We start from the raw sequence: 21,478 nt of genomic DNA, 5'->3' as shown, positions 1-21,478 counted from the left end.
TTCATATACATTATGCCATTGGCTGAAAATTACGCAAAATGGCATAGACTCAAGATATTTCTTCCATCATGCAAAAAAAATTTGCAGTGCATGATGTTAATCATAAATGTCGGTGTCATCATGCGCTACGCTCTATGGCTCCCTGACGTTTTTTTAGCCACGTATCAATTATAGGTACTTCCATGTCGAGTAAGTTAGTACTGGTTCTGAACTGCGGTAGTTCTTCACTGAAATTTGCCATCATCGATGCAGTAAATGGTGAAGAGTACCTTTCTGGTTTAGCCGAATGTTTCCACCTGCCCGAAGCACGTATCAAATGGAAAATGGACGGCAATAAACAGGAAGCGGCTTTAGGTGCAGGTGCCGCTCACAGCGAAGCGCTCAACTTTATCGTTAATACTATTCTGGCACAAAAACCAGAACTGTCTGCGCAGCTGACTGCTATCGGTCACCGTATCGTACACGGCGGCGAAAAGTATACCAGCTCCGTAGTGATCGATGAGTCTGTTATTCAGGGTATCAAAGATGCAGCTTCTTTTGCACCGCTGCACAACCCGGCTCACCTGATCGGTATCGAAGAAGCTCTGAAATCTTTCCCACAGCTGAAAGACAAAAACGTTGCTGTATTTGACACCGCGTTCCACCAGACTATGCCGGAAGAGTCTTACCTCTACGCCCTGCCGTACAACCTGTACAAAGAGCACGGCATCCGTCGTTACGGCGCGCACGGCACCAGCCACTTCTATGTAACCCAGGAAGCGGCAAAAATGCTGAACAAACCGGTAGAAGAACTGAACATCATCACCTGCCACCTGGGCAACGGTGGTTCCGTTTCTGCTATCCGCAACGGTAAATGCGTTGACACCTCTATGGGCCTGACCCCGCTGGAAGGTCTGGTCATGGGTACCCGTTCTGGTGATATCGATCCGGCGATCATCTTCCACCTGCACGACACCCTGGGCATGAGCGTTGACGCAATCAACAAACTGCTGACCAAAGAGTCTGGCCTGCTGGGTCTGACCGAAGTGACCAGCGACTGCCGCTATGTTGAAGACAACTACGCGACGAAAGAAGACGCGAAGCGCGCAATGGACGTTTACTGCCACCGCCTGGCGAAATACATCGGTGCCTACACTGCGCTGATGGATGGTCGTCTGGACGCTGTTGTATTCACTGGTGGTATCGGTGAAAATGCCGCGATGGTTCGTGAACTGTCTCTGGGCAAACTGGGCGTGCTGGGCTTTGAAGTTGATCATGAACGCAACCTGGCTGCACGTTTCGGCAAATCTGGTTTCATCAACAAAGAAGGTACCCGTCCTGCGGTGGTTATCCCAACCAACGAAGAACTGGTTATCGCGCAAGACGCGAGCCGCCTGACTGCCTGATTTCACACCGCCAGCTCAGCTGGCGGTGCTGTTTTGTAACCCGCCAAATCGGCGGTAACGAAAGAGGATAAACCGTGTCCCGTATTATTATGCTGATCCCTACCGGAACCAGCGTCGGTCTGACCAGCGTCAGCCTTGGCGTGATCCGTGCAATGGAACGCAAAGGCGTTCGTCTGAGCGTTTTCAAACCTATCGCTCAGCCGCGTACCGGTGGCGATGCGCCCGATCAGACTACGACTATCGTGCGTGCGAACTCTTCCACCACGACGGCCGCTGAACCGCTGAAAATGAGCTACGTTGAAGGTCTGCTTTCCAGCAATCAGAAAGATGTGCTGATGGAAGAGATCGTCGCAAACTACCACGCTAACACCAAAGACGCTGAAGTCGTTCTGGTTGAAGGTCTGGTCCCGACACGTAAGCACCAGTTTGCCCAGTCTCTGAACTACGAAATCGCTAAAACGCTGAATGCGGAAATCGTCTTCGTTATGTCTCAGGGCACTGACACCCCGGAACAGCTGAAAGAGCGTATCGAACTGACCCGCAACAGCTTCGGCGGTGCCAAAAACACCAACATCACCGGCGTTATCGTTAACAAACTGAACGCACCGGTTGATGAACAGGGTCGTACTCGCCCGGATCTGTCCGAGATTTTCGACGACTCTTCCAAAGCTAAAGTAAACAATGTTGATCCGGCGAAGCTGCAAGAATCCAGCCCGCTGCCGGTTCTCGGCGCTGTGCCGTGGAGCTTTGACCTGATCGCGACTCGTGCGATCGATATGGCTCGCCACCTGAATGCGACCATCATCAACGAAGGCGACATCAATACTCGCCGCGTTAAATCCGTCACTTTCTGCGCACGCAGCATTCCGCACATGCTGGAGCACTTCCGTGCCGGTTCTCTGCTGGTGACTTCCGCAGACCGTCCTGACGTGCTGGTGGCCGCTTGCCTGGCAGCCATGAACGGTGTAGAAATCGGTGCCCTGCTGCTGACTGGCGGCTACGAAATGGACGCGCGCATTTCTAAACTGTGCGAACGTGCTTTCGCTACCGGCCTGCCGGTATTTATGGTGAACACCAACACCTGGCAGACCTCTCTGAGCCTGCAGAGCTTCAACCTGGAAGTTCCGGTTGACGATCACGAACGTATCGAGAAAGTTCAGGAATACGTTGCTAACTACATCAACGCTGACTGGATCGAATCTCTGACTGCCACTTCTGAGCGCAGCCGTCGTCTGTCTCCGCCTGCGTTCCGTTATCAGCTGACTGAACTTGCGCGCAAAGCGGGCAAACGTATCGTACTGCCGGAAGGTGACGAACCGCGTACCGTTAAAGCAGCCGCTATCTGTGCTGAACGTGGTATCGCAACTTGCGTACTGCTGGGTAATCCGGCAGAGATCAACCGTGTTGCAGCGTCTCAGGGTGTAGAACTGGGTGCAGGGATTGAAATCGTTGATCCAGAAGTGGTTCGCGAAAGCTATGTTGGTCGTCTGGTCGAACTGCGTAAGAACAAAGGCATGACCGAAACCGTTGCCCGCGAACAGCTGGAAGACAACGTGGTGCTCGGTACGCTGATGCTGGAACAGGATGAAGTTGATGGTCTGGTTTCCGGTGCTGTTCACACTACCGCAAACACCATCCGTCCGCCGCTGCAGCTGATCAAAACTGCACCGGGCAGCTCCCTGGTATCTTCCGTGTTCTTCATGCTGCTGCCGGAACAGGTTTACGTTTACGGTGACTGTGCGATCAACCCGGATCCGACCGCTGAACAGCTGGCAGAAATCGCGATTCAGTCCGCTGATTCCGCTGCGGCCTTCGGTATCGAACCGCGCGTTGCTATGCTCTCCTACTCCACCGGTACTTCTGGTGCAGGTAGCGACGTAGAAAAAGTTCGCGAAGCAACTCGTCTGGCGCAGGAAAAACGTCCTGACCTGATGATCGACGGTCCGCTGCAGTACGACGCTGCGGTAATGGCTGACGTTGCGAAATCCAAAGCGCCGAACTCTCCGGTTGCAGGTCGCGCTACCGTGTTCATCTTCCCGGATCTGAACACCGGTAACACCACCTACAAAGCGGTACAGCGTTCTGCCGACCTGATCTCCATCGGGCCGATGCTGCAGGGTATGCGCAAGCCGGTTAACGACCTGTCCCGTGGCGCACTGGTTGACGATATCGTCTACACCATCGCGCTGACTGCGATTCAGTCTGCACAGCAGCAGTAATCTCGTCATCATCCGCAGCTTTGCGCTGCGGATATCTGAACCGGAAATAATCACTATTTCCGGTTTTTTATTCTCTTAATCTGCATTAATCCTTTCTGATTATCTTGCTTAACTGCGCTGCATCAATGAATTGCGCCATTTCACTTTGCATACTTACCACTTTGTTTTGTGCAAGGGAATATTTGCGCTATGTCCGCAATCACTGAATCCAAACCAACAAGAAGATGGGCAATGCCCGATACGTTGGTGATTATCTTTTTTGTTGCTATTTTAACCAGCCTTGCCACCTGGGTAGTTCCGGTGGGGATGTTTGACAGTCAGGAAGTGCAGTATCAGGTTGATGGTCAAACAAAAACACGCAAAGTCGTAGATCCACACTCATTTCGCATTCTGACTAACGAAGCAGGCGAACCTGAGTATCACCGCGTACAGCTGTTCACGACGGGCGATGAACGCCCGGGCCTGATGAACTTCCCGTTTGAAGGATTAACCTCAGGATCGAAATACGGGACAGCTGTTGGCATCATCATGTTTATGCTGGTGATTGGCGGCGCGTTTGGCATTGTGATGCGTACAGGAACCATTGATAACGGTATCCTGGCGCTTATTCGCCATACCCGCGGGAATGAAATTCTCTTTATTCCTGCGCTGTTTATTCTGTTTTCACTTGGCGGCGCGGTATTTGGTATGGGAGAAGAGGCCGTCGCCTTTGCCATTATCATCGCACCGCTAATGGTCCGGCTGGGCTATGACAGTATTACCACCGTCCTGGTGACCTATATTGCCACGCAAATCGGTTTTGCCAGTTCGTGGATGAACCCGTTTTGTGTGGTCGTTGCTCAGGGGATTGCCGGCGTTCCGGTGCTTTCTGGCTCCGGGTTGCGCATCGTGGTGTGGGTTATCGCCACTATGATTGGCCTGATCTTTACCATGGTGTACGCCTCACGAGTGAAAAAGAATCCTCTTCTGTCACGCGTGCATGAGTCCGACCGCTTCTTTCGTGAAAAGCAGGCGGATGTTGAACAACGTCCGTTTACCTTTGGTGACTGGCTGGTATTGATTGTCCTGACCGCCGTAATGGTCTGGGTGATTTGGGGCGTGATCGTTAATGCCTGGTTTATTCCAGAAATTGCCAGCCAGTTCTTCACCATGGGTCTGGTGATTGGCATCATCGGCGTTGTTTTCCGCCTTAACGGCATGACGGTTAATACCATGGCTTCATCCTTTACCGAAGGGGCGCGAATGATGATCGCCCCTGCCCTGCTGGTGGGTTTCGCCAAAGGGATTTTGCTGCTGGTCGGTAATGGTGAAGCGGGTGATGCCAGCGTGTTAAATACCATCCTCAACAGCATTGCCAATGCCATTAGCGGTCTGGACAACGCGGTCGCGGCCTGGTTTATGTTGCTCTTCCAGGCGGTATTTAATTTCTTCGTGACGTCCGGTTCTGGTCAGGCGGCGTTAACCATGCCGTTACTGGCACCGCTTGGCGATCTGGTCGGTGTTAACCGTCAGGTTACCGTGCTGGCATTCCAGTTTGGTGATGGCTTCAGTCACATCATTTACCCAACCTCAGCTTCGTTAATGGCAACTCTCGGTGTGTGCAGGGTGGACTTCCGTAACTGGCTGAAGGTGGGCGCGACCCTACTTGGACTGCTGTTTATTATGTCCAGCGTCGTAGTGATCGGCGCTCAGTTGATGGGCTACCACTAAAAATGTTAAGAGCCGCAATTGCGGCTCTTTTTTCATTCTGCCGTTTCAGTCTCTACGGCTTCATTTTTGGCATTGCGCTTCATCCACAACGCCAGCGCTTTCAGCGAGTCTGGAGTGAACTCATCGCAGCGTGCGGTGATTTCTTCCGGCGTCAGCCAGCAAACTTCACTGACTTCATCTTCCTGTAGGGCGAAGGGACCGTGAGAGACGCAGCTGAACAACGCGCCCCAGACACGGCAATTTTTATCTTCGAAATAGAACTGCCCGTGCTCGGCAAAGGGGACACCGGCAATGCCCAACTCTTCTTCCGCTTCGCGACGCGCGGATTCCAGCAGTTGCTCATCGGCCTGAACCACACCGCCTGCGGTCGCATCTAACATGCCGGGTAAAAAGTCTTTTGTCTCGGTACGACGCTGGACCAGAATTTTGCCCATGCCATCATGCACGACGATGTAAGTTGCACGATGACGCAGACACTGTGCCCGCATTTGTTCCCGGCTGGCTTGTGCAATGACTTCGTTCTCTTCATTGACAATATCCACCCATTCAGTACTTGCCAAACGACGCTGTTCCATTATCAGGAAACCTTCTTTTTCTGGCGCTCTTACGGCGCATTTTGAGTTGTGGGTAAATTACGGATTAATCGCGACCTGCGCAATGATACTTTGATCATTGAGTGCGATTACACTAAGTACGTCATTATCCAGCATGCCATAACTCGCCGGATTACCGCCTTTCGGAATACTCACCGAGCCGGGGTTGAAATGGAAAATCTCCCCCCGCTGTTCTGCCACTGGCAGATGGGTATGACCGTACACCAGCACATCGTTCTGGTTTAAAGCAGGTAGATTTTCCGGGCCAAAAAGATGACCATGCGTCAAAAACAGACGTTGTTTTTCCAGTAATACCTGTTGCCACGGCGCGGTTATCGGGAAATGCAGCAGCATTTGATCCACTTCGCTGTCGCAGTTGCCGCGCACAGCGATAACCTTATGTGCCACTTCATTAAGCCGTTCAGCGACTTTGGCTGGCGCGTAACCCTCCGGTAAAGCATTACGCGGGCCGTGATTCAACACGTCGCCAAGGATCACCAGCCACTGGGCACCGCTTTGGGCAAACAACTCCAGAACACGTTCCGTCGCCGGTAACGACCCATGAATGTCCGATGCAAACATCAGTTTCATCACTCACTCCTCGTCGAAAAAACGTAAGCTATGATACTGGATTCTGTCGTTGCTATCAGCCAGATTGCTTCGCCGAAAGTGCAATAAAACGCTGGACAGACGCTCGCTGCCACTGGAATGTCGCATAATCCACCAGGCGTTCTGGCACCTCATCGCCATGTAGTACCAGGCGGTTAATCATTAGCGCCAGATCAGTATCAGCAATGCACCATTCACCAAATAAATTCGGCTGACCCAGTACTAACAAATGTTCTGCCATCGCAAACAGTTTCTCTGCACTGGCTTTTCCCTCGGCCGTTAGTGGCGCTTTTTTCGCCCCCGCAAAGACAACATCCGTCGGACGCTCTTCGCGGATGGGCATCAGATCGCTGCGCAGCCAGGCCTGAATCTGTCGTGCACGCGCACGATTTTCTAAATCAAGCGGATAAATACGTTCCCAGGTCGGTGGCGCAAATCGATCTTCCAGATACTCCGCAATGGCAGAAGATTCACTCAACTCAAAATCATCGATTTGTAATAACGGCACACGGCGTGTCTGACCGTAACCTTGCCACGTCGGCTGCAAATGTTCACCGCTGTCGAGGTCGATGGTCTTGATATGAAACGACAGGCCTTTTTCCTGCAACGCCACCCAGGCGGATAACACATAAGGGGAGAAAAAGTGGGCATCTGACCAAAGCGTGATAGCGGGTTTACTCATTATGTCCTCGGCAATAAAGGGGGCTGGCTATCAAACTATAGAGCCTTTTTGTCACTGTCACGTGACGAATACTCACGTAAGTCGCCGCGCTTTCTATACTTGTGGTGTTCAGATGATTAAACAACCGGAGCTGCAATGATCGATCTCTATTTCGCCCCGACACCCAATGGTCACAAAATTACGCTGTTTCTCGAAGAAGCAGAGCTTGATTATCGCTTGATTAAGGTAGACCTGGGGAAAGGCGGTCAGTTTCGTCCGGAATTTTTGCGCATTTCGCCCAACAACAAAATTCCGGCAATTGTTGATCATTCTCCTGCCGATGGCGGCGAACCGTTAAGCCTCTTTGAGTCTGGTGCCATTTTGTTGTATCTGGCTGAGAAAACAGGACTCTTTTTGAGTCATGAAACGCGTGAGCGCGCCGCCACATTACAGTGGTTATTCTGGCAGGTAGGCGGACTGGGGCCGATGCTTGGGCAAAATCATCATTTTAATCACGCAGCCCCCCAAACCATTCCTTACGCTATTGAACGTTATCAGGTTGAAACTCAGCGTCTTTACCATGTACTGAACAAGCGGCTGGAAAACTCGCCCTGGCTGGGAGGCGAGAACTACAGCATTGCGGATATTGCCTGCTGGCCGTGGGTTAATGCCTGGACTCGCCAGCGAATTGACCTCGCAATGTATCCGGCAGTCAAGAACTGGCATGAGCGGATCCGTTCGCGCCCTGCCACCGGGCAGGCACTGCTAAAAGCACAACTCGGTGATGAGCGTTCGGATAGTTAACAGAAACAGGTTCTCGTGTATTATTTCATCCTAAGTAAAACAACGGAGAACCTGCAATGGCACAACCTGCCGCTATTATTCGTATAAAGAACCTTCGTTTGCGTACGTTTATCGGAATTAAGGAAGAAGAAATTAACAACCGTCAGGATATTGTTATCAATGTGACGATCCACTACCCCGCCGATAAAGCGCGCACTAGCGAAGATATCAACGATGCGCTGAATTATCGCACCGTAACGAAAAACATTATTCAGCATGTAGAGAATAACCGTTTCTCTTTGCTGGAAAAATTAACTCAGGATGTGCTCGATATCGCACGTGAACATCACTGGGTGACGTATGCTGAAGTGGAGATCGATAAACTGCACGCGCTGCGCTACGCCGATTCGGTATCCATGACCTTAAGCTGGCAGCGTTAACCGCCATATCGGGAGGCTGCATGAACATAGTGATCACCGGAGGGACGGGATTAATTGGTCGCCATTTGATTCCGCGTTTGCTGGAGCTGGGCCATCAAATCACGGTAGTGACGCGTAACCCACAGAAAGCCAGTTCCGTTCTCGGCCCTCGGGTGACGCTATGGCAAGGGCTAGCCGATCAAAGCAACCTCAACGGCGTTGATGCGGTAATCAACCTGGCCGGAGAACCGATTGCTGATAAACGCTGGACTCACGAGCAAAAAGAGCGTCTCTGCCAAAGCCGCTGGAATATCACGCAAAAACTGGTCGATTTGATTAATGCCAGCGACACGCCGCCGTCGGTACTCATTTCCGGCTCGGCAACGGGCTATTATGGCGACTTAGGTGAAGTGGTGGTTACCGAAGAGGAACCGCCGCATAACGAATTTACTCATAAACTCTGCGCCCGCTGGGAAGAGATTGCCTGCCGGGCGCAAAGTGACAAAACGCGAGTGTGCCTGCTGCGAACCGGCGTGGTACTGGCACCGGACGGCGGTATTCTCGGTAAAATGCTGCCACCGTTTCGTCTTGGCCTGGGCGGGCCGATTGGTTCCGGTCGGCAGTATCTTGCCTGGATTCATATCGATGATATGGTCAACGGCATTCTCTGGCTGCTGGATAACGAGCTGCGCGGGCCATTTAATATGGTTTCGCCCTACCCGATACGCAATGAACAATTTGCCCATGCGCTCGGTCATGCGCTGCATCGCCCGGCTATTTTGCGCGTCCCCGCAACCGCCATTCGGCTGTTAATGGGCGAATCTTCAGTACTGGTATTAGGTGGACAACGCGCGCTGCCTAAACGGCTGGAAGAAGCGGGTTTTGCGTTTCGTTGGTACGATTTAGAAGAGGCGCTGGCGGATGTCGTTCGCTGATGTGGTTTACTGCAAACATCCGCCAGTTAACTCCCGGTGTTACAGGGTTAGTGGCTTTGCGCTATAAGATCGTCTGGCGATAGTCGGGTCACCATCATAACTAACTCTCTGTCTAAACCTCTATCCAGCATCTCCTGAGCAATACGCAGGGCTTCTTCGCGTTTGCCCAGAATTAATCCATCATTCCGCCCTTCTTCACGTAATCTGTCAGCAATGGTCATCAGTTTCTCCTTTTCTTGTGGTGCGCGTTCTGCTATCTCACCAATAAATGCACGGAAACGCTGGGCATCTCCCGTTTGTAATACATAATTAAACAGGGCTTTTAGCTGTCTGTCATTAGTGTTCCCTGTAACTAGCAGCGAAACAATTTGGTCGACTAATCCCAACAGATCGCGCTGACGAATATGTTTCTGAATTAACTCCAACAGCGCCATTTTGCGGTGTTGCATAATCTCGTCATCCGGCACCACGGTAATATCCACCAACGGAAAAGCCGATGAATATATTTTACGGGCAATCGCAGGCTCAGCAAATTCATCAAGCCAGCAGAGTGAATAAGGATAAGGACTTCTGCAACCATGATAAAACAGCATCGGGATCACCAATGGAAGCTCTTTATAGCCCGCATCAAGATGGTTTTGCATTGCCGCAATGGAATAACGCATCATGCGAAAAGCCATTAATTCTTCCGGCTTACTTTGGTGCTCTATCACTACATAAATATAACCCACTCCCTCCTGCGTTTTCACAGACCACAAGAGGTCGGAATAATATTGCCGCAGGTCGTCATCAATAAAACTGTTTGGTTCCAGTTTAAGCGTCGTTAAATCACACAGTTTGCGCAGCGGCGCGGGAAGATGAATATCAATAAAATCCCGCGCGGTGTCTGGATGGCGTAAAAAAGATTTAAATACCGCATCATGCGGCGTGGAAGTTGTCGATATTGTCATGGCGTTCCGTCACCCCTCAAATTTAAGATGACGCGACAATAACCACGATTAACACCCAATGCAGCAGGCAGTTTTTATCTTTGGACAGCGAATTCAGAAGTATTTTTAGCGGACTGCAACTTTTACATTTCAGCGGAAGCTGACTCGCAAATTCCCCATGAAAATACTCCGGCAGCGTTAGCCACCGGAGAGGAAATTATTTCAGCGATCCCTTAAGGAACTGTTGCAGACGAGGGCTTTGCGGGTTGCCAAATAACTGCTCCGGCGCGCCCTCTTCTTCTATTTTCCCCTGATGGAGGAAAATGACGTGAGTAGAAACATGGCGAGCAAAGCCCATTTCGTGAGTCACTACCACCATGGTTTTCCCCTCTTCTGCCAGTTGCTGCATAATACGTAACACTTCGCCTACCAGTTCAGGATCGAGCGCCGAGGTAGGTTCATCAAACAGTAAAACTTCCGGTTCCATCGCCAGCGCCCGCGCGATAGAAACACGCTGTTGCTGACCGCCGGAAAGATGCACCGGATATTTCCCCTGCGCACGTTCGTCTATCCCGACTTTTGCCAGATACTTCACCGCCCGCTCGCGCGCTTCCTGCTTGCTCAGGCCCAACACCTGAATCGGCGCTTCCATGACGTTTTCCAGCACCGTCATATGGCTCCAGAGATTGAAGTGCTGGAATACCATCGTCAGGCGTGTGCGCAGTAAGCGCAGTTGATTTTTATCGGCGACTTTGAGTTGACCGTCTTTGTCGCGCACCAGATTGATCGTCTGGCCATTGACCACGATCGACCCTTCACTCGGTTTTTCGAGGAAGTTAATGCAGCGCAGAAAGGTACTTTTCCCCGATCCCGACGATCCGATGATGCTTATTACATCTCCGGCATTCGCTTGCAGTGAGACCCCTTTCAGCACTTCATGTTCGCCGTAGCGTTTGTGCAAATCGATAACGTTTAATTTATTCTCGGACATCGTATTCTCAGTGCGTTGAAGAAGGTTTCACATGCTGCAACCAGCGTTTTTCCGCTCTGCGAAAGAGGCTGATCAGGACATAAGAGATGATTAAATAGAGCACCGCGGCAATGCCGAAGGCGGTAAAAGGTTGATACGTGGCGGCGTTAATATCGCGGGCTATTTTCAGCAGATCCGGCACCGTGGCCGTAAACGCCAGCGCAGTAGAGTGCAGCATCAGGATCACTTCATTGCTGTATGCCGGTAACGCAATACGCAGCGCAGAAGGCAAAATAATGCAGCGATACATTTTAAAGGTCGAGAAGCCATAGGCTCTGGCGGCTTCAATTTCCCCATGCGGAACCGAACGGATTGCCCCAGCAAAAATCTCGGTAGTGTAAGCGCAGGTGTTAAGCGTCAGCGCCAGCACGGTACAGTTCAGGCCACTGCGGAAGAAAGCGTTAAGGAATTCGGTTCCCTTAACAATCTCAAGCGTGTACATGCCGGAATAGAACACCAGCAACTGAACATACAGCGGCGTACCGCGAAAAATATAGGTAAATAACCAGATTGGAAACTGGATGTATTTATTACTGGAGACACGACCAATCGCCAGAAACAGCGCCAGGACTCCGCCTATCACTACCGACAAAATAAGCAGCCACAGAGTGATCGCCACACCAGTAAAGCGATAACCGTCGGTCCACAGCAGCGGTTTCCAGTATTCATGTAAGATTTCGATCACAGGTCAGCCCTCTTCACACCCACGGAGTAGCGGCGCTCAAGGAACAGCAGCACACCATTGGAAACAGTGGTGAAAACCAGGTAAATCACGCCACAGACGATGGCGAAATAGAACGGTTCCCAGGTACTTTTGCCTGCCAGTTGGGTGGCTTTGACCACATCTTCCAGGCCGAGTAACGAAACCAGTGCGGTAGATTTGAGGATCACCTGCCAGTTGTTGCCAATGCCTGGCAGGGCGTAACGCATCATCGCCGGAAACATGATCCGCCGAAACACTTGCCCACGAGTAAAACCGAACGCCGTCGCCGCCTCTATATGCCCTTTCGGCACTGCCATAAACGCGCCACGGAACGTTTCGGTAAAATAAGCACCGTAGATAAAACCGAGAGTAATAATACCAGCGACCATCGGATCGATATCAATCTGCCCGACGCCCATCGCCTCCGTCACCGTGTTTAGTGCAATCTGCAAACCGTAGAAAATCAGCAGCATCAACACCAAGTCCGGCACGCCTCGAATCAGCGTGGTGTACCCTTCGAAAATCAGCCCCGAAAGCCGATTTTGCGAGAGCTTACCGCCAGCGCCAATTAAACCGATGATTACAGCGAGCACTACAGAACTGATAGCCAGCTCCAGCGTGACGAGCGCACCCTGTAAAATAACACCTGAAAACCCATACAACATGCTGCCTGTCCTGTCGTGTGTGGTGAATTACCGCCTCTTGTCTCCCTCCGGTTACCCGAAGGGAGCGGGCTTTCTTTCACCGATGGCGATTAACCGCCATAAACATCAAAATCGAAGTACTTTTTCGCTAATTTCTCGTAAGTACCGTCAGCGCGCATTTCGGCAAAGGCTTTGTTCAGTGCCTCGCGCAGTTCGTTATCTTCTTTACGCAGGCCCATGCCGGTCCCTACGCCAAACAGTTTTTCATCTTTAACAGACGGGCCACCGAATTTGTAATCTTTACCGACAGGTTGTTTGAGGAAACCTTCGCTGGCAGCGACCTCATCCTGGAACGCGGCATCAATACGTCCGGCAGTCAGGTCAGAATAAATGTTGTCCTGCCCCTGATACGAGACGATTTCAATGCCTTTTGGTGCCCAATGTTCATTACCGAACGTCTCCTGGGTGGTGCCCTGCAATACGCCTACCCGTTTGCCTTTCAGCGACTCGACTGTCGGCTGAATGTCGGAATTTTTCGCCACCACCAAACGAGAATCGGCAGCGTACAGTTTGTCGGTGAAGGCTATTTCTTGCTGACGTTTTTCCGTAATGGAAAGCGATGACATGATGGCGTCAATCTTCTTCGCTTTTAAGGACGGGATTAACGCATCCAGCGGATTTTCGACAAACGTACATTGCGTATTGATGCGTTTGCATAATTCCTTTGCCAGATCGATATCGAAGCCAACCAGTTCGCCTTGTGAATTTTTTGATTCAAATGGCGCATAGGTCGGGTCGGTACCGATGCGGATGTTTTGCGGAATCGCAGCAAACGCCGCAGTTGCGCTGGAGAAGGCCAGAACCAGAGAGAGCGATAGCACCAGTTTTTTCATAATGTCCTCAACTGACAGTCTTTTTATAGGGAATATTTACAGGTTTGTTACACTTATCGTGCCATAAAATTGACCATCAAGGCAAAATATCCCGCCCCGTTAGACGTATTATTTTTCATTAAAAATGCTTAAGTATGCATTTCAATGCACCACGATAGTGCAACAAACCTGGCGTGCACCATGATGATCATTCCATCAGGTACAGCTTCCCAGCGACGTATCAGTCACCGTAGACATTAAAGTCGAAATACTTTTTCGCCATCTTGTCGTAGGTGCCGTCCTGACGCAGCTCGCCAAGCGCCTTATTGAAGGCAGCCGTCAGTTCAGCATCATCTTTACGTAGCCCTACACCGGTGCCATCACCGAAGTATTTTTTGTCTTTTACTGATGAGCCAGCAAAGGCGAAATCTTTACCAGCAGGTTGCTTGAGGAATCCTTCGCTGGCAGCAACTTCATCTTGTAACGCAGCATCCAGACGTCCTGCAGCCAGATCGGAATAGACCAAATCCTGGTTGGCATAGGCCACCACATCCACGCCTTTGCTACGCCAGGTCTCGTTAGCGTAAGCTTCCTGGGTTGATCCCTGCAGCACACCAACATGTTTACCTTTCAGTGAATCCAGCGTTGGCTGAATCGGTGAACCTTTGGCAGCAATCAAACGAGAATCTGCGGCGTACAGCTTGTCGGAGAAGGCAATCTCCTGCTGACGTTTATCGGTAATGGAAAGCGACGAAATAATGGCGTCGATTTTTTTCGCTTTCAGTGAGGGGATCAGCGCGTCAAAGTCACTGGCAACCCAGGTACATTTCACCTGCATCCGTTTGCACATCTCGTTACCGAGATCGATATCAAAGCCAACAAAATCACCTTTAGCATCTTTCGACGAGAACGGCGCATAGGTGGTATCGGTTCCGATACGTACCGTCTCCGGTAGCGCCGCATAGCTGGAAGCCGCTGCGGAGAGACCGACTAACAAAGACAGAGCGAGAATCGACTTCTTCATACATAACCCTCAAGTGAAAATGGCTTTTTTATGTTGTGTATTGTGTTGTGTGTTTGCAGGCTCTTTCATGCAGGTCTTATGCCATCTTGACGACAACAGTAACATTCAACGTTAAATATGTTAATAAGACGTTGCATTATTGTCCTGAAGTTGAAGATAGCAGGTATAGCGGTTGAATCGCAGCGTTTCGATTGAATGGCAGAAACAAAATGTCGAGGATTTGATCGCGGTTGCAAAATTGCCCTGAAACAGGGCAACAGCGGAGTTATGCGCCCTGCCAGCGGGCAAAGAGATCTTCAGGAAGGGTTATTGCAAACTGGTCAAGAACACGATTAACCGTCTGATTTATCACATCATCAAGGGATTGCGGGCGATGATAAAACGCCGGAACGGGAGGCATAATCACCGCACCGATTTCTGCCGCCTGAGTCATTAAACGCAGATGGCCTAAGTGCAATGGTGTTTCACGCACGCAGAGCACCAACGGGCGACGCTCTTTCAGCACCACATCTGCCGCACGGGTCAGTAAGCCATCAGTATAGCTATGGACAATGCCGGAAAGGGTTTTGATTGAACAGGGTAAAATCACCATCCCCAGCGTCTGGAAAGAACCGGAAGAGATGCTGGCGGAAATATCGCGCGCATCGTGCGTGACATCAGCTAATGCCTGCACTTCGCGCAGGGAAAAACCCGTTTCGAGGGATAAGGTCTGGCGCGCCGCCTGGCTCATCACCAGATGCGTTTCGATATCTGCGACATCGCGCAGAACCTGTAATAAGCGCACGCCATAAATCGCGCCGCTGGCACCGCTGATGCCTACAATGAGTCGTTTCATAAATAGTTGCCCTGTCAGACTTGCAGGCAGACTTTGCAGTATTTCGGCGGGAGTTGCAAGTCAGGGTGCCAGACCGGCACCCTCAGCGAAGGCATCATCCTTCGTTATGCATTTCGAGATTTTCCACTTCGTTCTGACGTTGCACTGCTTTGGCGTCATCATTACGTAACGTATCGAGGAAATCGAGGTAGCCCTGATCAACATCTTTGGTGACGTAGACGCCGTTGAACACCGAGCATTCAAACTGCTGGATATCCGGATTTTCAGCGCGAACGGCGTCGATCAGATCGTTCAGATCCTGGAAAATCAACCCGTCAGCACCGATGATCTGGCGAATTTCATCAACTTCGCGACCGTGAGCGATCAGTTCCGTGGCGCTCGGCATATCAATACCATAAACGTTCGGGAAGCGAATTTCCGGTGCCGCAGAAGCGAGGTACACTTTCTTCGCTCCGGCTTCGCGTGCCATCTCGATAATCTGCTCAGAAGTGGTGCCACGGACGATGGAGTCGTCGACCAGCAGGACGTTTTTATCGCGGAACTCGGCGCGGTTGGCATTCAGTTTACGGCGCACGGACTTACGACGCAGCTGCTGGCCCGGCATGATAAAGGTGCGGCCAACATAGCGGTTTTTAACGAAGCCCTGGCGGTACGGTTTGCCCAGAATACGAGCAATTTCCAGCGCGATATCACACGAGGTTTCTGGGATCGGGATCACCACGTCGATATCCAGATCTTCCCATTCGCGGGCAATTTTCTCGCCCAGTTTCGTGCCCATATTCACACGCGCGCTGTAAACGGAAATTTTGTCGATGAACGAGTCCGGGCGAGCAAAGTATACATACTCAAACAGGCACGGATTGCTGACCGGATTGTCAGCACATTGACGGGTAAACAACTGCCCTTCTTCAGTGATGTAAATCGCTTCGCCCGGCGCGACGTCACGCAGGAAATCAAAGCCCAGCGTATCGAGCGCTACGCTTTCGGAAGCGACCATATATTCTGTACGGTTCTCGTCAATATCACGTTTTCCCAGTACCAGCGGACGAATCCCGTTTGGATCGCGGAAAGCAACCATACCGTGGCCGATAATCATCGCCACACAGGCATATGCGCCGCGGATTAAGCGGTTTGTGGCAGCAATGGCAGCGAAAATATTGTCGGCTTCCAGCGGGTAGTGGCGGAAGTTGTCCAGCTCGCTAGCGAAGATATTAAGCAGAATTTCCGAGTCGGAAGTGGTGTTGATGTGGCGGCGTTTTTCTTCAAACAGTTTTTTACGCAACTCGTGAGCGTTGGTCAGATTGCCGTTGTGGGCAAGCGTAATGCCATACGGGGAGTTAACGTAAAACGGCTGCGCTTCAGAGGCGCTGGAGCTGCCAGCCGTAGGGTAACGCACATGACCAATGCCCATATTGCCCTGCAAACGCTGCATATGGCGAGCTTCAAATACATCGCTCACCAGCCCGTTCGCTTTACGCAAACGGAAGCAGTTATTGGCATCTATGGTGATGATGCCGGCGGCATCCTGACCGCGATGCTGAAGCACCGTTAAGGCATCATAAATCGACTGGTTAACCGGCATAACACCGGCGATACCGACAATACCGCACATACGTCTTTTTCCTCGTTAAGCCACATCTCAGAGCACTTACGCTCTGGGCAAGAAACTTGACGAGCTTTGCAGATAATCAAAAAACCATCTGATGATAAAACTGAACTGCGGGATCAGCTGTGATTTGCTCCAGTCTTCGCTTTTCGACACCCCGGTAAAGGAGTCGAGAAAGAATAGAATGGCGGCAACAATCAACACACCGCGCAACGCACCGAAACAGACGCCCAGCACCCGATCGGTGCCTGACAACCCCGTTTTCTCCACCAGCTGGCCTATCACGAAGTTCACGATAGCACCAACGATCAGGGTAGCGATAAATAGTACCGCGATGGCAATCCCATTTCGAACCAGTTCGTCTTCAAAGCCCGTAAACCAGACTGACAGGTAAGTGTAGTAATGACTGGCAACAAAGAAAGCACAACCCCATGTCACCAGCGATAACGCTTCACGAACAAAGCCGCGGATCAGGCTAACCAGAGAGGAAAAAGCAATCACCGCGATTATGGCGTAATCAATCCAGACCATATGTGTCCCACGATTTTACGCCCTGTCATCCTGTTCGGGGCGCATTCTAACAGAAAAAGAAAACGTTTGCGTAGGGATTTCCTTCCCGCGCATCAATAAAAATGGCGCTGAAAAAATATTCAACGCCATCGACTTTTTATGCCTTTGCGGCATCGTGCAATGCGTGTCGGATGCGGCGTAAACGCCTTATCCGACCTACGGTTCTAACCCTGCCCAGTCCTGATAAGACGCGCCAGCGTCGCATCAGGCAAGGCCGTATTAATTCGGCGTATAGCCCATTACCACGCCACTTAAGCCAGAAAGTTGCTTCAACTCACCCAGCGAACCTTTCAGCTTATCTTTCGAGGCATCCGGCCCAACCAGAATACGGGTAATTTTACCCTGCACTGGCGTGGATGGCGACGTATAAACCCGATAACCGGCACCGCGCAGCTTACCGACAATCTCATTCACTTTATCGGCATTTTTCAGCGCACCCAGTTGCACAACATAGGCTTTACCCGTCGGTGCAGCTTTTTCTTCCACGACCGGCTTCGGTTCTGGCTTCGGCGCAGGTGGTGCTTCAACCTTTGGTTTAGGCGGCTCCACCGGTTTCGGCTTCGGTGGGGCGACCGGTGCAGGTTCCGGTTCAAACTCGGTGTTATTGGCTGCAATAGTGGCCGGATCGAGCGACGGTGCTGCGGCATCACCTGCCCGCACCTCTTCCGCTGCGCCTTCCGGCGGCTGCGTCGGCAACGCCTGGGTGGCGGCTGGCATCATATCAGGCTCATCGCGATCGCCCGCTTTTGGAACCAGCGGGATAGCCGCAAACTCATCCTGATAATGTTTTTTCTGCCCGTCCAGCAGCCCTGGAAGTACAATCACCCCCAGCGCCACCAGCACGATCGTGCCCACTAACCGATTCTGAAACTTACTTGCCACCGCTTCTCCTCGCGTCAATCACTTCCATGACATGTGCGACCGTGTGGAAAGAACCACACACCAGCACGGTGTCTTCCGCTTTAGCGTCCGCCATTGCGGCATCCCATGCCTGCGCAACGCTATCAAATGATTTGCCGTTACCCAAATGCTCAAGCAGTTGTTCTGCCGTGGCACCGCGCGGCCCTTCCAGTGGCGCACAATACCAGTCATCAACCACGCTTTTCAACCAGGCCAGAGTTCCGGCAATATCTTTATCATGTAGCATACCGATAACCGCCAGCACGCGCCCGTTTTTCGGTAGCGCTTTCATACGCCCGGTGAGATATTCCGCCGCATGTGGATTATGCGCGACATCAAAAATAACGCGTGGCGACTCGCTCACAATCTGGAAACGTCCCGGCAAAATTGCGCTGGCAATCCCGTCGCGAATGGCATTTTCACTGACTTCCAGCCCGCTGGCACGCAGTGCCGCCAGCGCCGTTGCGGCATTCGGTTGCGGGACAAGCGGCAACGGCAGATTTTCCAGCGTGCCGTGAGCATCGCTAAACGTCCAGTCATGATCGGTGACGGAATAGTTCCACTCAACGCCCCGACGTTGTAACAGTGCACCTTTTTCCTGCGCCACATCAGCAATGGTAGAAGGCATTTCCGGCTCACCGACAATTGCCGGTTTTTCGCTGCGAAAGATGCCTGCTTTCTCGCGACCAATACTTTCGCGATCTGGCCCCAGCCAGTCGGTATGATCCAGCGCAATACTGGTTACTACCGCGACATCGGCATCGACAATATTGGTTGCGTCCAGACGACCGCCCAGCCCTACTTCCAGAATCACCACGTCAAGTTGTGCCTGCTTGAACAGCCACAACGCCGACAGCGTACCGTACTCGAAATAGGTCAGGGAAATATCACCGCGTGCCGATTCAATCTCCGCAAAAGAGGCGGTGTGGGCCGATTCCGGCAATTCCTGGCCCTGCACACGTACGCGCTCGGTATAACGCACCAGATGAGGCGAACTGTAGACGCCCACTTTGTACCCTGCCGCCATCAGAATCGACTCCAGCGTACGGCAGGTGGTGCCTTTGCCATTCGTACCCGCAACGGTAAACACAAATGGCGCTGGTTTCAGGACGCCAAGACGCGCCGCGACCAGGCTCACGCGCTCAAGGCCGAGATCGATAGTTTTACTGTGCAGGTTTTCCAGATAAGAAAGCCACGAAGCCAGAGGCGACGCGGCTTGAGGAGTGCGTTTGATAATCATGGTATCCGCTGATTCGTTACGGTGAGAATAGCAAAAGGGCAGAGCCAGTGGCCCTGCCCTTATCAGTTATCAGGCCTCAGGTTCCTGATCCGGTACCGGGGGTACCACTACGCCTTCACGCGGCGCTTCAGGATTCGGCGCTGGCAGATTCATCAACTTCGCCAGAATGCTCGCCAGTTTCAGGCGCATTTCCGGACGACGGACGATCATGTCGATCGCGCCTTTCTCGATCAGGAATTCACTGCGCTGGAATCCAGGCGGCAGTTTTTCGCGAACGGTCTGTTCGATAACACGCGGACCGGCAAAGCCGATTAACGCTTTCGGTTCAGCGATGTTGAGATCGCCCAGCATGGCGAAACTTGCAGAAACACCGCCCATCGTCGGGTCGGTCAGCACGGAGATGTACGGCAAGCCGCGCTCCTGCATTTTTGCCAGTGCCGCAGAGGTTTTCGCCATCTGCATCAGCGACATCAGTGCTTCCTGCATACGTGCGCCACCAGAGGCGGAGAAGCAGATCAGCGGGCAGTTATCTTCCAGCGCCTGCTCAACGGCACGCACGAAACGTGCACCCACAACAGACCCCATTGAACCGCCCATAAAGGCGAACTCGAATGCCGCAGCGACAACCGGCATTCCATACAGAGTGCCTTTCATCACCACCAGCGCATCTTTTTCGCCGGTTTCTTTCTGCGCAGATGCCAGACGGTCTTTATACTTCTTGGAGTCACGAAACTTCAGCACATCTTTCGGCTCAAGCTCGCTACCCAGCTCCACAAGGCTTCCTTCATCTAACAGGCTATGCAGGCGATTACGCGCTGTCATACGCATGTGATGGTCACACTTCGGACAGACCTCAAGATTACGTTCCAGCTCAGCGCGGTATAAAACCTGACCGCAGCTATCACACTTAGTCCACACCCCTTCAGGAATGCTCGCCTTGCGGGTGGGAGTAATGTTGCTTTTAATTCGTTCAATCCAGCTCATTAGGGACCTTTCTGTCTGAACCTGGTTCGATGCCAGTTTTATCTTTGGGGACGCATAATGCCATTTTTGCCCCCAACAGACCATGAATGTTGCACATTAAAACATAACAGCCCGAAACTTTGGATAAAAAAGTGGTCGAACCGCGGAGTTACTTTTTATTTTGCGGCGCGTGCCGCAGCGCGTTTGTGACGGATTATTTCGATGACGCCCGGCAAAATAGAAACCACAATAATCCCGACGATCAGCAGCTTAAGGTTATCCTGAACCATCGGGATTGTACCGAAGAAATAGCCTGCGTAGGTAAAAAGCAGTACCCACAACAGTGCGCCGATCACGTTATAAGCGGCGAAATGACGGTACGACATGTGGCCCATTCCCGCAACAAACGGGGCGAACGTTCTGACGATCGGCACAAAACGGGCGAGAATAATCGTTTTGCCGCCATGTTTCTCATAAAACTGATGGGTTTTGTCGAGATAACTGCGACGGAAAATTTTCGAATTGGGATTACTGAACAACTTTTCACCGAACAACCGCCCGATAGTGTAATTGACCGCGTCACCCACAATCGCGGCGATCAGCATCAGCACCACCATCATATGGACGTTGAGATCGTTGGTTTCCAGTGATGCCAACGCTCCGGCAACAAACAGCAATGAATCACCCGGTAAAAACGGCGTTACCACCAGACCGGTTTCACAGAACAAAATTAAGAACAAAATGGCATAAACCCAGACGCCGTACTCCGCGACCAGCTCTGCCAGATGCACGTCAATGTGCAGGATAAAATCGATGAGGAAATAAATCAGGTCCATATTTGCCTATGC

The 21,478-nt window shown here is 51.7% G+C and carries 22 protein-coding genes; 6 read left to right on the top strand and 16 right to left on the bottom strand.

Annotated features, from left to right (window positions below; translation table 11 throughout):
• Nucleotides 1-182 precede the first annotated feature (182 nt).
• The 3 genes from ackA (at nt 183) to yfcC (ending at nt 5,314) form a co-directional block, all read left to right on the top strand.
• Nucleotides 183-1,385, top strand: a complete 1,203-nt coding sequence (ackA, locus tag E0D98_RS03375) for an acetate kinase (protein WP_000095707.1) — start codon at nt 183-185, stop codon at nt 1,383-1,385.
• A 74-nt stretch (nt 1,386-1,459) separates the two neighbouring features.
• Nucleotides 1,460-3,604 carry a phosphate acetyltransferase gene (gene pta / locus E0D98_RS03370; RefSeq protein WP_000086722.1) on the top strand — a complete coding sequence of 715 codons (2,145 nt, stop codon included), beginning with the start codon at nt 1,460-1,462 and terminating at the stop codon, nt 3,602-3,604.
• Between the two features lie 189 nt (nt 3,605-3,793).
• The gene (gene yfcC / locus E0D98_RS03365) at nt 3,794-5,314 is read left to right on the top strand and encodes a putative basic amino acid antiporter YfcC (protein ID WP_001274501.1); all 1,521 of its coding nucleotides are present in this window, start codon (nt 3,794-3,796) and stop codon (nt 5,312-5,314) included.
• Nucleotides 5,315-5,346: 32 nt separating this feature from the next.
• Here the strand turns inward: yfcC and yfcD are convergent, their stop codons facing one another.
• Genes yfcD through yfcF form a run of 3 tightly spaced genes read right to left on the bottom strand, consistent with a single transcriptional unit; the run spans nt 5,347 to nt 7,198 of the window.
• Complete coding sequence (gene yfcD, locus E0D98_RS03360; RefSeq protein ID WP_000437935.1) at nt 5,347-5,889, bottom strand: NUDIX hydrolase YfcD; 543 nt, start codon at nt 5,887-5,889, stop codon at nt 5,347-5,349.
• Between the two features lie 57 nt (nt 5,890-5,946).
• The gene (gene yfcE / locus E0D98_RS03355) at nt 5,947-6,498 is read right to left on the bottom strand and encodes a phosphodiesterase (RefSeq protein WP_000772452.1); all 552 of its coding nucleotides are present in this window, start codon (nt 6,496-6,498) and stop codon (nt 5,947-5,949) included.
• Between the two features lie 55 nt (nt 6,499-6,553).
• Nucleotides 6,554-7,198, bottom strand: coding sequence for a glutathione transferase (yfcF, locus tag E0D98_RS03350; protein WP_000042442.1), 645 nt, complete (start codon nt 7,196-7,198; stop codon nt 6,554-6,556).
• A 135-nt stretch (nt 7,199-7,333) separates the two neighbouring features.
• Between yfcF and yfcG the strand changes: the two genes are divergently transcribed.
• Genes yfcG through E0D98_RS03335 form a run of 3 tightly spaced genes read left to right on the top strand, consistent with a single transcriptional unit; the run spans nt 7,334 to nt 9,314 of the window.
• Nucleotides 7,334-7,981, top strand: a complete 648-nt coding sequence (yfcG, locus tag E0D98_RS03345) for a GSH-dependent disulfide bond oxidoreductase (RefSeq protein ID WP_000566471.1) — start codon at nt 7,334-7,336, stop codon at nt 7,979-7,981.
• Nucleotides 7,982-8,037: 56 nt separating this feature from the next.
• A complete protein-coding gene (gene folX / locus E0D98_RS03340) occupies nt 8,038-8,400 on the top strand; it encodes a dihydroneopterin triphosphate 2'-epimerase (RefSeq protein WP_000068457.1) in 363 nt (120 codons plus the stop codon).
• A 20-nt stretch (nt 8,401-8,420) separates the two neighbouring features.
• Nucleotides 8,421-9,314: a TIGR01777 family oxidoreductase gene (locus E0D98_RS03335; protein ID WP_001028339.1), complete on the top strand. Its 894-nt coding sequence runs from the start codon at nt 8,421-8,423 to the stop codon at nt 9,312-9,314.
• A gap of 47 nt (nt 9,315-9,361) precedes the next feature.
• Here E0D98_RS03335 and rpnB read toward each other — a convergent pair whose 3' ends face one another.
• From rpnB to E0D98_RS03270, 13 genes are all read right to left on the bottom strand, one after another.
• Entirely contained in the window at nt 9,362-10,264 is a 903-nt protein-coding gene (gene rpnB, locus E0D98_RS03330) for a recombination-promoting nuclease RpnB (protein WP_000156113.1), read from the bottom strand.
• 196 nt (nt 10,265-10,460) lie between these two features.
• The gene (gene hisP / locus E0D98_RS03325; RefSeq protein ID WP_001293612.1) at nt 10,461-11,234 is read right to left on the bottom strand and encodes a histidine ABC transporter ATP-binding protein HisP; all 774 of its coding nucleotides are present in this window, start codon (nt 11,232-11,234) and stop codon (nt 10,461-10,463) included.
• A gap of 7 nt (nt 11,235-11,241) precedes the next feature.
• Nucleotides 11,242-11,958 (bottom strand): ABC transporter permease, encoded by a 717-nt coding sequence (locus E0D98_RS03320; protein WP_000569958.1) that lies wholly within the window; start codon nt 11,956-11,958, stop codon nt 11,242-11,244.
• Nucleotides 11,955-12,641, bottom strand: a complete 687-nt coding sequence (gene hisQ / locus E0D98_RS03315; protein WP_000965518.1) for a histidine ABC transporter permease HisQ — start codon at nt 12,639-12,641, stop codon at nt 11,955-11,957. Before hisQ ends, E0D98_RS03320 begins: the two co-directional genes overlap by 4 nt.
• A gap of 89 nt (nt 12,642-12,730) precedes the next feature.
• The gene (gene hisJ / locus E0D98_RS03310) at nt 12,731-13,513 is read right to left on the bottom strand and encodes a histidine ABC transporter substrate-binding protein HisJ (protein ID WP_000737621.1); all 783 of its coding nucleotides are present in this window, start codon (nt 13,511-13,513) and stop codon (nt 12,731-12,733) included.
• Nucleotides 13,514-13,733: 220 nt separating this feature from the next.
• Nucleotides 13,734-14,516, bottom strand: a complete 783-nt coding sequence (gene argT, locus E0D98_RS03305; protein WP_000748261.1) for a lysine/arginine/ornithine ABC transporter substrate-binding protein ArgT — start codon at nt 14,514-14,516, stop codon at nt 13,734-13,736.
• 265 nt (nt 14,517-14,781) lie between these two features.
• A complete protein-coding gene (ubiX, locus tag E0D98_RS03300; protein ID WP_047086693.1) occupies nt 14,782-15,351 on the bottom strand; it encodes a flavin prenyltransferase UbiX in 570 nt (189 codons plus the stop codon).
• Between the two features lie 94 nt (nt 15,352-15,445).
• Nucleotides 15,446-16,963: an amidophosphoribosyltransferase gene (gene purF, locus E0D98_RS03295; protein WP_000334220.1), complete on the bottom strand. Its 1,518-nt coding sequence runs from the start codon at nt 16,961-16,963 to the stop codon at nt 15,446-15,448.
• Between the two features lie 36 nt (nt 16,964-16,999).
• Nucleotides 17,000-17,488: a colicin V production protein gene (cvpA, locus tag E0D98_RS03290; RefSeq protein ID WP_000262113.1), complete on the bottom strand. Its 489-nt coding sequence runs from the start codon at nt 17,486-17,488 to the stop codon at nt 17,000-17,002.
• Nucleotides 17,489-17,746: 258 nt separating this feature from the next.
• The gene (dedD, locus tag E0D98_RS03285; RefSeq protein ID WP_000146992.1) at nt 17,747-18,409 is read right to left on the bottom strand and encodes a cell division protein DedD; all 663 of its coding nucleotides are present in this window, start codon (nt 18,407-18,409) and stop codon (nt 17,747-17,749) included.
• Nucleotides 18,399-19,667, bottom strand: coding sequence for a bifunctional tetrahydrofolate synthase/dihydrofolate synthase (folC, locus tag E0D98_RS03280; protein WP_000584547.1), 1,269 nt, complete (start codon nt 19,665-19,667; stop codon nt 18,399-18,401). The genes dedD and folC overlap by 11 nt, the downstream gene beginning before the upstream one ends.
• A 69-nt stretch (nt 19,668-19,736) precedes the next feature.
• The gene (gene accD / locus E0D98_RS03275) at nt 19,737-20,651 is read right to left on the bottom strand and encodes an acetyl-CoA carboxylase, carboxyltransferase subunit beta (protein ID WP_000118404.1); all 915 of its coding nucleotides are present in this window, start codon (nt 20,649-20,651) and stop codon (nt 19,737-19,739) included.
• A 155-nt stretch (nt 20,652-20,806) separates the two neighbouring features.
• Nucleotides 20,807-21,466 carry a DedA family protein gene (locus E0D98_RS03270; RefSeq protein WP_000364335.1) on the bottom strand — a complete coding sequence of 220 codons (660 nt, stop codon included), beginning with the start codon at nt 21,464-21,466 and terminating at the stop codon, nt 20,807-20,809.
• Between the last annotated feature and the right edge of the window lie 12 nt (nt 21,467-21,478).

This window comes from Escherichia sp. KCJ4928 (assembly GCF_004352695.1).
Lineage (GTDB): Bacteria > Pseudomonadota > Gammaproteobacteria > Enterobacterales > Enterobacteriaceae > ECMA0423.
This window is presented reverse-complemented; position numbering and strand designations above follow the sequence as displayed.